At 63.6% G+C, this 13,771-nt stretch carries 12 protein-coding genes and 1 tRNA gene; 8 read left to right on the forward strand and 5 right to left on the reverse strand.

Features of this window, described 5'->3' with window-relative positions:
- The first annotated feature begins 17 nt into the window (after window positions 1-17).
- Together Spa11_RS01285 and Spa11_RS01290 are read left to right on the forward strand one after the other, a co-directional pair.
- Complete coding sequence (locus Spa11_RS01285) at window positions 18-599, forward strand: 3-keto-disaccharide hydrolase (RefSeq protein WP_145105745.1); 582 nt, start codon at window positions 18-20, stop codon at window positions 597-599.
- Window positions 600-771: 172 nt separating this feature from the next.
- Window positions 772-2,421, forward strand: a complete 1,650-nt coding sequence (locus tag Spa11_RS01290) for a DUF4832 domain-containing protein (protein ID WP_145105749.1) — start codon at window positions 772-774, stop codon at window positions 2,419-2,421.
- A 162-nt stretch (window positions 2,422-2,583) separates the two neighbouring features.
- Here Spa11_RS01290 and Spa11_RS01295 read toward each other — a convergent pair whose 3' ends face one another.
- Window positions 2,584-3,999: an Nramp family divalent metal transporter gene (locus tag Spa11_RS01295; RefSeq protein WP_145105752.1), complete on the reverse strand. Its 1,416-nt coding sequence runs from the start codon at window positions 3,997-3,999 to the stop codon at window positions 2,584-2,586.
- A gap of 177 nt (window positions 4,000-4,176) precedes the next feature.
- Between Spa11_RS01295 and Spa11_RS01300 the strand changes: the two genes are divergently transcribed.
- The 3 genes from Spa11_RS01300 (at window position 4,177) to Spa11_RS01310 (ending at window position 7,048) form a co-directional block, all read left to right on the forward strand.
- Window positions 4,177-5,151: a UDP-glucuronic acid decarboxylase family protein gene (locus Spa11_RS01300; RefSeq protein WP_145105755.1), complete on the forward strand. Its 975-nt coding sequence runs from the start codon at window positions 4,177-4,179 to the stop codon at window positions 5,149-5,151.
- An 81-nt stretch (window positions 5,152-5,232) separates the two neighbouring features.
- A complete protein-coding gene (locus Spa11_RS01305) occupies window positions 5,233-6,630 on the forward strand; it encodes a M64 family metallopeptidase (RefSeq protein WP_145105758.1) in 1,398 nt (465 codons plus the stop codon).
- Window positions 6,620-7,048 carry a gamma-glutamylcyclotransferase family protein gene (locus Spa11_RS01310; protein ID WP_145105761.1) on the forward strand — a complete coding sequence of 143 codons (429 nt, stop codon included), beginning with the start codon at window positions 6,620-6,622 and terminating at the stop codon, window positions 7,046-7,048. Before Spa11_RS01305 ends, Spa11_RS01310 begins: the two co-directional genes overlap by 11 nt.
- Before the next feature lie 21 nt (window positions 7,049-7,069).
- On the opposite strand, the gene Spa11_RS01315 is transcribed toward Spa11_RS01310, so the two are convergent.
- Window positions 7,070-7,270, reverse strand: a complete 201-nt coding sequence (locus Spa11_RS01315) for a hypothetical protein (RefSeq protein WP_145105765.1) — start codon at window positions 7,268-7,270, stop codon at window positions 7,070-7,072.
- Window positions 7,271-7,486: 216 nt separating this feature from the next.
- On the opposite strand from Spa11_RS01315, the gene Spa11_RS01320 reads away from it, so the two are divergent.
- Window positions 7,487-7,560, forward strand: a tRNA-Val gene (locus tag Spa11_RS01320).
- A 109-nt stretch (window positions 7,561-7,669) separates the two neighbouring features.
- Window positions 7,670-7,972: a hypothetical protein gene (locus Spa11_RS01325; RefSeq protein ID WP_145105768.1), complete on the forward strand. Its 303-nt coding sequence runs from the start codon at window positions 7,670-7,672 to the stop codon at window positions 7,970-7,972.
- A gap of 130 nt (window positions 7,973-8,102) precedes the next feature.
- On the opposite strand, the gene Spa11_RS01330 is transcribed toward Spa11_RS01325, so the two are convergent.
- Window positions 8,103-8,984, reverse strand: a complete 882-nt coding sequence (locus Spa11_RS01330) for an ankyrin repeat domain-containing protein (protein WP_145105771.1) — start codon at window positions 8,982-8,984, stop codon at window positions 8,103-8,105.
- 661 nt (window positions 8,985-9,645) lie between these two features.
- Here Spa11_RS01330 and Spa11_RS01335 point away from each other — a divergent pair.
- Window positions 9,646-10,854 (forward strand): TolC family protein, encoded by a 1,209-nt coding sequence (locus tag Spa11_RS01335; RefSeq protein ID WP_197529657.1) that lies wholly within the window; start codon window positions 9,646-9,648, stop codon window positions 10,852-10,854.
- A gap of 174 nt (window positions 10,855-11,028) precedes the next feature.
- Here Spa11_RS01335 and Spa11_RS01340 read toward each other — a convergent pair whose 3' ends face one another.
- Together Spa11_RS01340 and Spa11_RS01345 are read right to left on the reverse strand one after the other, a co-directional pair.
- Window positions 11,029-11,817, reverse strand: a complete 789-nt coding sequence (locus Spa11_RS01340; RefSeq protein WP_197529658.1) for a 3-keto-disaccharide hydrolase — start codon at window positions 11,815-11,817, stop codon at window positions 11,029-11,031.
- 109 nt (window positions 11,818-11,926) lie between these two features.
- Complete coding sequence (locus Spa11_RS01345) at window positions 11,927-13,765, reverse strand: MGH1-like glycoside hydrolase domain-containing protein (protein ID WP_145105779.1); 1,839 nt, start codon at window positions 13,763-13,765, stop codon at window positions 11,927-11,929.
- Window positions 13,766-13,771 lie beyond the last annotated feature (6 nt).

Below are 13,771 nucleotides of genomic sequence, written 5' to 3' on the forward strand. Positions count from 1 at the left end.
TCTTTCGAGGCCTCTCGATGAAACCCCTGTCGCTCGCCATCGTCGCTGTTCTCGCCACCGTCGCCCTCGCTGACGAGTTGCCGCCGACGCTCACGAAGAGCCTCGACGGGTGGAAGCCCTCGACGCTCGCGCATTGCTGGGAGCTTGAGGACGGGGTTCTTACGGTCACGAGCGACGAGAGCAGGAAGGGTTCGACCTTGTGGACCGAGAAGGAGTATGACGACTTCATCATCGAGCTGGAGTTCAAGTCGGTTTCGGGGACGGTCGATTCGGGCGTGTTCTTGCGGCAAGAGAACGACCAGATCCAGATCGGCATCTCGGGGTCGCTGAAGCGCGACATGACCGCGTCGCCTTACATCGGCGGGAAGGGCTACCCGGTCGAGGCGACGGGCGTGGCCGACGTGCTGAAAGCGGACGGCTGGAACGCGATGAAGGTGGTCGCCGTGGGGAACGACTACGACGTCTGGCTCAACGGCAAGCACGTCTGCCACTACGAGTCGGACACCGCCGTTGAGCGCGGCCCGGTGGGCCTGCAGCTGCACCCGGGGAATGAGATGGTGGTCCAGTTCCGCAACGTCCGGCTGGCCGAACTCCAGTAGAGCTGGGGGCCAGTAGGCGAGAGGTTGAGCGGGCACCCAGGGCTCCCCCTCTCCTAGCCCCTCCCCCTAAAGGAGGAGGGGGAATTTGTGGCGGTTTCTGCGTAACCAGCGGCCGGTCCGCGGCGTGGCTAAGATAGCCGTTGCGTGACTCGACCTCAGCGAACCGCCCGCCATGACCTGGAACCTCTTGTCGCGTCTGCCGCTGGCCCTTCTTGTTGCGGCGGCGATTACTTCGCCGGCGGCGGCCCAGGGGCCGAGCCAGACAACGCAGTACCAGGCGACCGACGCGGCCTTTCTGAACCCCGAGCGGGGGTTCATGCAGTTCAGCAATCTGCTCGACCCGTGGAACTACGGCAACGCCCGGGCGCAGGGCGTTTCGATCGTGTACGCCGGCGCGACGGCGAGCGCGTTCCGCAACGCGCCGCTGAGCCAGAGCTTTCTGAACCAGATTCAGAACGGCTTCGACGAGGCCCGGGAGCACGGCATCAAGGTCAAGTTCCGCCTCAACTACAACAACGACGGCGGCGCCGACGCCCCGAAGAGCGTCATTCTCGGCCACATCGAGCAGCTGCGCCCGCTTTGGGAAGCGAACAAGGACGTGATCTTCCACATGGACGCCGGCTTCATCGGCGCTTGGGGGGAGTGGCACGGCTCGACCAACGGGAACGACACGGTGTCGAATCGGACCGAGATCCTCGGCGCCATCCTCGACGCGTTGCCGGTGGACCGGACCGTCGGCATCCGCACGCCGCACTACAAGCGGCAGATCTTCGGCGGATCGTCGGGGAGCGAGTCGGCCGTCATCACCGCGGCCAACGCGTTTGATGGGAGCGACCTGTCGCGCGTCGGGCACCTCAACGACTGTTTCTTGTCGTCGCCGAACGACGTGGGGACCTACGTTACGCCGGGCTGGAGCCGGGCGCGGGAGATCGGCTACATCGGCGGCGAGAGTCGGTACGCGGCGCACGGCGGCGAGACATGCGGGCGGCACGAGTGCAACGATGCGCCGAACGCGATCGCCGAGATGACGGCGCTGCACACCGACTATCTGAATATCAACTATCACCCCGACGTGATCCAGCACTGGCGCGACGCGGGCGCGTTCGACGAGATCGCGCGGCGGTTGGGTTATCGCTTCGAGTTGAAGGAGGCGGCGTTGCCGACAATGGCGAAGCCCGCGGGGCTGCTACCGCTAGAGTTCACGATTGACAACGTCGGCTTCGGCGAGCTGTTCAACCCGCGGCCTGTCGAGGTAGTGCTGCGTCACAACACGACGGGTGAGGTGACGACCGCCAAGCTATCGGTCGATCCCCGCTGGTGGGCCGGCGGCGAGATGGCCAGCGTCGAGACGCAGCTGGTGCTGCCCGAGGACCTTGCCGAGGGGCAGTACACGGTCGCGCTGTGGATGCCCGACGCGGACGCCTCGATCCGCGACGACGTGCGTTACGCGATCCGCTTCGCCAACACGGGCGTGTGGGAGGCGGCGACGGGATACAACGTGCTGACGACGACACTGGCGATTTCGGAAATGGCGCCGGGGCCGCTCTTCGAGGCGGCGGAGTTTGCGGAGGCGATCGAGCCGGGGAGCCTGTCGCTGCTGGGCGATTTCAACAATGACGGCGTGGTCAACGCGGCTGACTACACCGTGTGGCGGGACGCGGGCATGGGCGCCGCGGAATACGGGCAGTGGGCGGCGAATTACGGGGCCGTGTTGCCGGCGGCGGCGTTGTCGGTCCCGGAGCCGGGGACGCTAGTGATCGCCATTGTCAGTGGTTGCTTGTTGGCAAAGCAGCAAAACCGGGGGCTAAGGCCCCGCGGCTGATTCAGTGTCCGTATCAGCCGGCACGCCTTAGCGTCCGGTTATTTAGCTCCGTATCAACCTAGCTGCTGGTGGGTCGCGACCCACCCTACGACTGTGCGCACCATACCGATTCCGACCAAGACACCGTAATCGGCGTCTGGACACGCCTCTCACATTTTGGGCCTACTTCATCGCGATCACCAGCGACATCACCACCGCGGCGGTGAAGAACAGGAAGCAGACGACGAGGCCGACGCCGATGAAGGGGCCGGGTCTCAGTTGGGCGCCGACCTCGGGCTGATAGAGCTTCGGCAAGATCCAATAGAGGCCGACGATCATCGCCAGCGCTTGCAGCGGCGTGAGGACGAGGCCTTCGAGGGTGGCTGCGAACTGCACCAAGGCAACCGGGTTGTAGCCAAGCCTATAGACGATGGCCATGCTTGCAATCAGATAAAAGACCAGCCAGGCGCGGCGGCGGGTGATCGGCGACCAAGCGGCGACCGTCTTGGGCAGGCAGAGCCGCACGCAGTCATCGAGCAAGTAGGGCCAGCCGGCAACTTGGGCGAGCTGGGTCGAGACGAGTGCCGCGGCGCCGCCGACAAGGAAGAGCGTCGCGCCGGTCGAGCCCCACTGGCTGCCGAAGAGCGACGCGAGGGTGAAGGCGACTTTGGTTCCTTCGGGCGCGACTTCATTGGCGCCGAGCACCCCCGCGCCGGCGAGAAGGAAGCCGCTGGTGACGGCGATGCCGACGACCATCGCCGAGGTGGCGTCGAATGTCACGAGCCGGCGCCAACCGGCAATTCGTTGGGCGTCTTCGCTATTGAGCGTCTTGAGTAGGGCCTCGTCGGCGGGCTTGCCCTGACGGTTGCCCGCCGCGGCGCCGTAGCCCGCTCCCATGACCCAGTAGGTGTACCAGACCTGACTGGCGAAGCCGCCGGCGCCCCAGCCCAAGAGCGGGAGCACTTCGGACCAGCCGTTGGGGTTGGCCTTCTGCGCGACGGCCCAGTCGGGGACGGCGGGGACTTTCGGCACGAGTCCGGCCAAGAGTTCTCCGAGCGGCGGCATCACCTGCACCGCGATAACGACAACGCCGACGAGTGTCAGCGAGATCAGCGCCGCCATGACGAACTTCATCATGCGGAACTCGCCGATCCAGGCGATCGTGACCGCAAACAGGGTCACCATCCAGCCGGCAAGGTAGGCGGGGATCGGCGTCAGCTCGGCGATGAAGACGCCGGCCGACGAAGCGATCGAGCCGATCGCGAAGATCGACGCGACGAGCTGGACAAAGAAGACGACCCACACGAAGGCGTTCTTCGGGCCCGGGAGGCGGCCGAAGAGGTCGATCATGCTTTCGCCGGTGGCGACCGTGTACCAGCCGCCCGCCAAGCCGATCAGGTACTTGAGGAAGACGCCGATGAAGACCGCCCAGAGGACGCCGCTCCCGAGGACGGCGCCGGTGCGGGTGGCGAGGATCACCTCTCCTGAACCGATGTACTCGGCGCACCAGACGATCGCCGGGCCGACCGCTAGCAGAAGGGCGGCGCCCCGCGGCGGGAGGGCGATCGCGGGTCTCGGTGGGTCGGCTGGCTTCGACATACGATCGGCGGCGGAAAAGAGCGGGGAAAAGGTCCGGACAGTGTAACGGACCGGGCCGTCGTTGGCTCTGTGTGGTTTGCTCTGGGCCGTCGAGTCGATCACACTACCGGGCTCTCCCGACGGGAGAGTTTAGCAAGTTCCCGCCGATCGCCCCGCCCCGCCCGCCACGATCTCCCGATGTCGCAACTGAAACGCATCCTCGTCACCGGCGGCGCCGGGTTCCTCGGCTCGCACCTCTGCGAGCGTTTGGTAGGCGATGGCCACGACGTGATCTGCGTCGATAACTTCTTCACGTCGCAGAAGTCGAACGTCACGCACCTGCTCGACAAACCGAACTTCGAGCTGGTCCGCCACGACATCACCCACCCGCTGTGGCTGGAGGTGGACGAGGTCTACAACCTGGCCTGCCCCGCGGCGCCGGGCCACTACCAGTACAACCCGATCAAGACGATGAAGACCTCCGTCATGGGGGCCATCAACCTGCTCGGCATGACGAAGCGTTGCCGTGCGAAGATCTTGCAAGCCTCCACCAGCGAGGTCTACGGCGACCCCGAGATCCATCCGCAGCCCGAGTCGTACCGCGGCAGCGTCAACCCGATCGGCCTCCGCGCGTGCTACGACGAAGGCAAGCGCGCCGCTGAGACGCTGTTCATGGACTACCACCGCCACAACGGCGTGAACGTCCGCATTGTGCGGATCTTCAACACCTACGGCCCGCGGATGCACCCATTCGACGGCCGGGTGGTGTCGAACTTCATCCGCCAAGCGCTGGCGGGCGAGGACATCACTGTCTTCGGCGAGGGCAACCAGACGCGCTCGTTCTGCTACCGCGATGATTTGATTGAGGGCATGATCCGGATGATGAACGCGCCGGACGACTTCGTCGGACCGGTGAACATCGGCAACCCGGGCGAGTTCACGATCCTCGAGCTGGCCGAGAAAGTGATCGCGCGGACGGGATCGAAGTCGAAAATCGTCCACCGCCCGCTCCCCTCCGACGACCCGACGCAGCGTCAGCCCGACATCACGCTGGCGAAGGCAAAGCTCGGCTGGGAGCCGAAGGTGAAACTCGACGAAGGGCTCGACAAGACGATCGAGTGGTTCAAGTCGGTGAATCTTAGCGACTTCCGCGCGCCGACGCCGAATTACTAGGGGACGGGTTAGGGCTGAGATGAGAAGGGATTTCGACGGCTGACGCCGTTGCCTAAGTGGGGCTCGGGTGGAGAGGGCTCGATGGTGCGTTGCAGCTTAATGGTGTTGGCCGTCCTGTTCTGGCCCGCGGCTGCGCCGGCGCTGACGACGTTGATCGACAACGGCCCGTCATCTAACCGTGTCGATATCGTCTTCCTCGGCGATGGCTACACGCAGACCGACCTCGACGCGGGCCTCTACACGTCGCACGTCAATGCGTACTTGGATTATAAGTTCGAGCCGTCGGCGCTCGCGGACCCGTTCCCGCGGTACCGCAACTTCTTCAATGCCCATGCGATCGAGGTCGTCAGCAATGAGTCCGGCGCCGATCAGCCGCCCAACGGGATCTTCTACGACACGGCCCTCGACGCCACCTACTTCACCAGCGGCACCGAGCGGCTGCTGACGGTTAGCACGTCGAAGACCAATGAACAGCGGAATCTCGGCCTCGCTGGCATGGGGATCACGGCCGACACGCAGTACGTTGTGGTGAACGATACGAAGTACGGCGGCTCCGGCGGGACGTACGCGGTCTTTGCGGGCGGCAACTCGAGCTCCAAAGAGATTGCGTTGCATGAGGTCGCCCACTCGTTTTCACGCCTCGCCGACGAGTACGTCAGCTACAACAGCCCCTACACCGGTGGCGAGCCGACCGAGGTGAACGTCACCAAGGACCCCAATGGAGCCAAATGGAGCCACTGGCTCGGTTACGACGACCCGCGCGGCTCGAACCTCGACATCGGCGTTTACGAGGGCGCCCGCTACTACGAGTCCGGGGTCTATCGCCCGTCGCTCGACAGTAAGATGCGGTCGCTCAACCGGCCGTTCGACGCGGTGTCGCGGGAGAAGCTGATCCAGGACATCTACCGCTACGTCGATCCACTCGATGGATTCCTCGGCAACAGCCAGACGCTCGTGGCGCCGGAGGAACTATGGGTCGACGTGGTCGATTCCGAAGTGATCCTCGTCGAGTGGTCGATCGACGGGACGCCGAGCGCCGCGAACAGCGGGGAGTCTTTCGACGTCTCGCTCGAAGGACTCGCCCCCGGCAGCTACGCAATCTCCGCCCGGGCGTACGACGAAGTCCTCGACTTCGCCAACACCGGCGGCGCCTTGGACCTGGTGCGTAGCGGCTACTCGGAGCTAGAGCAATTTGTTTCGTGGGACATCGTGATCCCGGCCACGGGAGACTACGACCACGACGGAGTCATCGACGCGGCCGACTACGAAGTTTGGCGCAGCGCGTACGGATCGACTGAACTGCTTAATGCCGACGGCAACGGCGATGGCGTCATCGATGCGGCGGATTACGTCGTGTGGCGCGACGCCTTTGCCGCCGCCGCTTCGGCATCCAGGATCCCCGAGCCCGCCGGCTGCGTCCTGTTGGTCTCGATGGTGGTGTTAACAGGTAACGCTGTAAGATTCCGGAATGATGCGTAACAGCGCCGATCCGCCGTGCGACTTGCTGTTTGTCTACGGCACATTGATGAGCCGCTTCTACAACGTCCACGCCATCGCCCTGCGCCAAGCGGCGACGCTGCTTGGGCCGGCGACCTACCGCGGCCGCATGCACCGCGTGACGGGGCCGCGTGGCTCGCTCGTCTACCCGGTGGTGGTTCCGTCCGTCGACGCGGCCGAAGCCGTTCATGGCGAACTCTATCGAGTGACCGACCGACGCGTTCTGGATCGGCTCGACGTGTACGAGGGCTGCGCCGCCGACAGCCCGCGACCTCATGAGTACCGACGTGTGATCGCCGAGGTGACGCCCCAAGACGGCGACACGGCGTCAGCGATGATCTACGTCTTTCAAGGGACCGCCGACCGCTTGCCAAGAATTGCGGACGGCGTGTTCCGCTAGTCGGCTTTCTGACGAGCTCGCTTACTGGCGATCGACAGTGACCGCGGAGTTGCCAACCGATGCAACCTGATTGACCTCAGGAGTCGCCGGCGTCGGCGAGGCCGTGTAGGACAACGCGACGAAGCCCGCGATCCAAGCGAGCACAAACCCGAGCGTCTCGCCGTAATAGACGAGGCCTGACCAGCTCATCCAATTGGGGACGGTGGCGGAATGGCGGGACATGTCACGGCGGGTGGATAGCGGGCAGGTCGTGCGCCAAGCGGGGACGGCGCGTGGGGAGATTACACCGCACGGCCCCGAAACGGGCAAGATCAATCGTAGACCCGCCCGAATCGTTCATCTAGACCACCCGCTGGGGGGCGTCAAAGGGGCTGGCGGCCCGCCAAACCGGCGGTATACTTTGAGACTCGCCGTCGCGGCCCCACCGCAACGGCCGAAGGGCGCGTAGCTCAGTTGGTTAGAGCGCTTGCTTGACATGCAAGAGGTCACAGATTCGAGTTCTGTCGTGCCCACTAGCTGTAAACGGTGAAGGCGTCGGACCTTAGGCCGATCCCCGCGATGGTCGCGGGAGCTGCCCGCGAGCCGAAACGGGTGTCGTTACTACACCATTTGGCCAATTCGATGGGCAAAACCGTCCCTGAGGGAGCGGGCAAACCGCCCCGCGTCCCCGCCTGCTGCCTCCACAAGCCGACCGAACAAGCGTTCGTGAGGGTCGCGGGCAAGTTCGTCTATCTTGGGGCGTACGGCAGCGAGAATTGTGATCGGCAGCCGAAAAGTGCCGCGCCCGGCGGGCCGCTGCCGGTCGGTCCGATCGGCTCCCCGCGCTATCGACCACTCTCGCAAGTGGTCGCGGTCCCAGACGTAGTGCTCCACCTGGAGGGTCGACAGTTCGTTGGGTCGCTCGTCGCCGAGTCGCCGGCGTAGGTCACCTTCCGGATGCGGCGATTCGCGTTGTCGTAGCCGTACTTGATGTTCGTCCGGTTTGAAGGATTGGCGTTCTCTGGGTCCAACTCGACCCTCACCACCAATAAGTACGGCTTCCCAACCGCGATCCCTAGGGCGACTTTGCTTTTCTTCGCTCGGCCACAGGGGAGGTGTCGCCCAGGTCCATCCCGTGATCCGACAAGAAGTCCATCACCTTCTTCAACCAAGGCTTTTGCTCGTCGGGGGCCGCATCAATTGGTCGGTTGCGGTAAAACCAACCGACGTAGTCGACCCCGTTTTCCCGCACGTTACGAAAGTTGGCTCCTGCTTTCAGGAGCATATAAGCTATATCGTACTCCGCGTACTCCGAAGCAATTTCCAGAGGCGTTGCGCCGATTTTGTCACGATGATCGACATCGGCCCCGGCGTCGATGAGTGCTTTCGCAGCTTTTGCGGCCTCAATGCGGCATGAGTAGAAGATAGGGGTCTCGCCCGGGTAGTACGGATGGCCTTTGTTCGTTCGGTTGGGATCAGCGCCATACTGAATCGCCTTCTCGACCCACCAGCCGTCGTTCATCTCAGCGCACGTATGGATCGCCGCGTCGCCCCAGTTGTCCCGTTGATTGGGGTCGGCGCCCAACTCAAGGAGAGTCTCGAAACCCACCTTGTTCGACGCCACAACAGCTCGAAACAGAGGAGTTACACCGGCGCGGCCCGAAGAATTTACGTCCACGCCCTCAGCGACTAGTCGCTTAATCGTGGGGGCGTCACCCGCTTCCGCGGCTTGTACGAGGGCAAGCACACGCTTATTGGGGAATAGGACTTTCGCAGACGAGCGATAGCGATCCACCGGCATGCATCCAGAAGCAAGGGCAACGATGCAAATCGTGACAAAGAGCGTCGTGAAAGTTGACCGGCGGATAACTAACGATGGGGAGTTCATCTTGTCGGCAAGAGTTTCTAACACCGGTTCGATCGAGGAACTCTTGCGAGCGATTTCTGTCGATCTCACGCGCTGATGGCCAATCCCCGATTCATTTATCAGGCGACATGCTCGGAAGGTACTAAACGCTAGCAGCGATTGATGACCCAACGGTGAGGCTCGGGTAGCGCAAGTCTCTATCTTAGCTTGCGACCGGATGTCGGGGGACTTTACACCCTCAAACGATGCGTTGCTAGCGTTTGATCGACCCGCCGGGTGCTCTGATCGCCGCCGTCTCTGCTAGCACGAGAGGCGACTTTTCGTACGCTAACGATAGGGCAACGAGGTGCGGCGGCGCGTCCCGCAGAATCCCGTTTATCGCGACGGCGTGCCTCGGCGGAAGTGCCGAACATGAGTGATGCGGCGACCCGTGTGCCATTGACGGTCTCCGGATGAAGGGTCGGTCGTCTGCTGCCGCAACGAGAAATTCCGAATGCGTTGCTACACACTACCTGCCTGCGTCTTGCTCGCCACGACGTGCCTAGGTTGCGCGACGACGACGCCGGCGATTCCAATAGCGGGCACCCCGTCGGCTGACTTTGACACGGAGTCCGGCCCCCTGGCGTCGGCGTCCGGAGAGTTCTCTTCGACCGCATCCGCGGCTGGTTGTGAGACAGGGCAGCCCCATATCCTACTGGTCACGGGCTACACATCGGCGACAGGCCAAGCTGAGACTTCAACGGCGCCAGAGATGAGCTTGGAAGACCTGGAGGCGATCGCGCTCGCCCATAACCCGGCCATCAAAGAACTGACAGCGACGACGCAGAAGGCCGCCGGTTACAGGGCGCAGGTTACGGCCCGCCCCAACCCACGCGTCGGCTACCAGGGCCAACAGCTTGCTGACGAGGGGACGGATCAGCACCTCGCGTTTGTTGAGCAAGAGATTGTCACGGGCGGAAAACTCCAGCTCAATCATCGGGTTCTGAACGCGACCGTCTGCGCACAGCTACAGGAGCTAGAAGCGCAACGGCTCCGCGTCACAACCGATATCCGCATCCGCTTTTACGAGGCGCTAGCGATCCAACGCCAGCTGCAGCTGATCGACGACTTCTCGATTGTCGCCGAGAAGGGTTACACCCTTGCGGAGCAAAGGAAGAAGGCGGGGGAAGGCTCGCAGATCGACACACTCCAGGCCCGCATTCAAAAGAGCGAAGTGGGCCTGTCGAGACGGCAAGCGACCGCACGGCTGGCGGCGACTTGGCGTGAGATCGCAGCCCTTGCTGGACAGCCTAACATGGCGCAGGCGCCGCTTGCCGGGGCGCTACCGACCGAGACTCCGTCGATGGAGTGGAACTCGCTTGCTAACACGGTCGTCGCCACGAGCCCCGAGTACGCCGCCGCACGCGCTCGCGTCGCCCGCGCCCGAGCCGCCGTGGAGAGACAACTCGCTCAGCAGACGCCTAATTTGGCCGTCCAGATGGGGGCTGGCGTCGATAACGGTACGGACTCGGGGATGCTCAACGTCCAAGTGGGCGTTCCGATCCCGCTCTACAACAAGAATCGTGGGAATATCGCTGCCGCTCGTGCGGAGGTCTGCCGCGCGATCTTCGAAGCGGAGCGGATCGAGAACGACGTGAAGGCGCGCCTCGCGGTTGTCTCTCAGGAGTATGAGACGGCGGCGGCTGCGATCGAGCAGTACGTGTCGGAAATTCTCCCCAGCGCTAGTTCTTCGATGGAGCTTGCGGAGAAGGCGTACCAAGCGGGCGAAGCGGACTTCGTGCAAATCCTGATCGCTCGAAAGACGTTCTACGATTCGAACGTGCAGTACATCAACGCGCAGGCCCAACTCGCGATTGCCCGGGCGAAGATCGAGGGCGTGTTGCTCACCGGCGGACTCGACGCGGTGCGTGACGACAGCGGTGACGACAGCCTTCGCGGTCAGGCCTTCAGTCAACAGTGAGGCTGAGCGATCGTGGGCCCGCCCGATCCGCTCGCAATGGCACTCGGAAGCCGTATCGTAAGCCTCTCTCGACGAGGTCGATTCCCTTGATTTGGCGCCGCATTCCCGACGCCCAACCAGATTGAGGGATCTACTGTGGACTCTACGAGAAGCAACGAGTTCGTTGTATTCGTATCAGAGAGGTTTCACTCGGACATTGCGGAACGCCACGGCGCCGTGATCCATCTGCAAGTAGAGCGGTCCTTTCTCAACTTCAGGCAATGGGTCCGTTGTGTTCCCTGTGGGCGAATCGACCTCCACGTCGCGCTGGACGAGCTCTCCGTTTAGCGTAACCTTTAGAAAGCGTGCGTTCTCGACCTTCTTGCCCTCGGAGTTGAAGCGTGGAGCTTGGAAGACGATCCGCAGCGTCTGCCATTCGCCGGGCTTCTTGGAGGCGTTGCGCAAAGGGGCGACGCCCTCGTCGATGTATTTGATTCCTCGCTTCGCGCTGACCCAGTGCGGATAGACGCCGCCGCATTCGACTCCGCTGAGCGCCTCCTTGCCCCAGCTGTCGTAGAGTTGGATCTCATACCGCCCTTGAAGCTTGACCCCCGAGTTGCACCCTTCGCCGAGAACGAACTCCAGCACGACCTCGCAGTCTGCGAAGTGCTCGACGGAGTTAAGGTTGTTGTCATCCCCGTAGGCGAATTTCCTACTAGCGGCGACAACCCCCACGCCAGGAATAGTTTTCAGGTGACTCGCGTCGTCAGCGATCTTAACGCCTTGGCATTCGACCAGATTCCCGCCCAACCCTGTGACACCCGAGGCGCCCTCCTTCCCGATGATTGTGACCCATTCACTGGCGGCGGCCTTCTCGGAGGTCGTTGCCGCCGCCACCTTCTGAACCTCGCGGGCATCGGCGTCGGTAGAACGCGGGTCTGCGGCAGTCGCTGTCGAGACCACCAATGCGAGGCATATCGCCATTAAGGGTGTCGGTAAGGCATTCATCATTCGTTTGCTTCGTTGTGTGGCGGAGACGCCCGGCGTGTAGTGTGTATGAAACCCTTATCCTACCCGAATCGGACTACTGTTGTTACCGCTTGGGGCTGCGCGCGGAAAGTGCGGCCGCGACTGCCGCGAGCCCTACGGAGGACGGTTCCGGGATCGATCGCAAGGATAGACTCAGGCCAACTTTCGCGAGCGCCGCTCGCATGATCGCCACGTCGCGCAGGTCGGTGACGCCGTCGAGGTTCTGGTCCCCGAGCGACCACGCCAGGTCGGTGTTGCCGCTGGTGGACGACCGCCACCCCTGCCGGAAGAGCTGGGCGTCGGCCTGATCGATCGCGCCGTCGAAGTTCAGGTCGCCGTAAATGCGACGGAAGTCGAAGCCGCTGATCTCGTTCTCTCCCGCGATGATCTCGTACTCGGTCCCGTTGACGACCAGCGTGAAAGGCGAGTCCGAGGTGACGACCACGTTCCCCTCGCCGTCGCTGACGAGGTCCGCGGTGACGTCGCCGATGTGGAGCCCTTCGATGCCCAGCCTGCCCGGCCGCTCGAGACGCCACGTGACCGTGTTGCTCGTCGCGTCCACGTCGAAGCCCAGGACGTTCTCGACGAACAGCGAGATCGGCCCCAGCGCCGACCACCCCGTGAAGTTCGGGCGGCTGATGTTGTTCGGCCCCGTCGCGGGGCGGGCCTCGTCGGGGTCGTAGACCTCCCAGATCGACGCGCCGTGCTCCGGGTCGTCGTACTCGGTCCAGGTCTTGTACATGTGCTGGATCAGGTTGTAAGCGGTCTCGTCGGCCTCGCCGAACCGCTCGTACTTCTCCAAAGCCTTGACCCCCATGTAAGCGGTGGGGAGCCAAACGCCTCCCCGCCAGTAGTCGCCGTCGGGGTCGTAGTCCTGATCGTTGCGTGCGACCGACGGCCAGGGGACGGCGCCGCCGAGCTGGTTCGGGTCGTTCACCATCTCGGCCATCCGCGCGACCTGCTCGTCGCTCGCCATCTCGGCGAGCACTGGCCAGAACGACGCCGGCGTCTTCACCCGCATCGGCTCGAGCGTGTTGACATTGATGTCGTAGTAGGTCCCGTCCTCTTCGTCCCAGTAGTGCGTGTTGACGACGTCCTTGATCTCGTTGTAGGTGTTCATCCACTGGGCCGACTCGGCGTTGTTGCCGAGCGCCTCGTGCAGCCGGGCGATGCTCAGCGCGCTGAGCCCTTGCTGGGCGATGGCGTCCACCCAAAGCATGTCGCCTTTCTCGTTGCGGCCGCGCGGCGTGTTGTCCATGCCGCTGTAGTTGCCGATGTTCCCCCAGTGGTAGCCGAGCAGGTTGCCCTGGGAGTCGTTGACCCGCTCGTTGTGCGTCCAGCGGAGCGAGTTGGTGTTCTCATTGCCGGGGACCTTGGTCCCAACCGGCACGGTGTCGAACCACTCGAAGTGCTTCTGCAAGTACTGATCTTCGTTGATCAGCTCGCTGATGTGGGCCGTGTTCTTCTGCGCCTTGTAGTTCTCCCACTCGGTCCACGCGTAGAGCGGTGGGTTGTCCGGGTGGCCGTTGACGAGCGGGAAGCTGTCGAAGTCGTCGTGGATCGGCTGGTAGAAGTTCTGCAGGCTCTCGATACCGGGGAAGCTCTGTGGCGCGTACTTCGTAAACAGCGACATAAACGCGGTGTCCCACGGCCAGATGATGTTGGCGCTGTGGGCCTCGTCCATGTAGGGCGACTGCGGGAGCCTTGGGTCGACGACGACGTGGTCGGCCGCCCCTTCCCAGGCGCGCCAGTAGAAGTCCACCAGCCCCGGCTGCGCGTCGTAGATGGGCTTGGGGACCTCGTCGCGCCAGGCCTCGCCCTGCGCGAGGCACGGCAGCGGCGCCGCAACGGCGGCGACGCCGATCGCCAGCGCCCGAATCGATCGAAAGATTGTCTTCATCATGTTGTA

This window comes from Botrimarina mediterranea (genome assembly GCF_007753265.1).
Taxonomy (GTDB): Bacteria; Planctomycetota; Planctomycetia; order Pirellulales; family Lacipirellulaceae; genus Botrimarina; species Botrimarina mediterranea.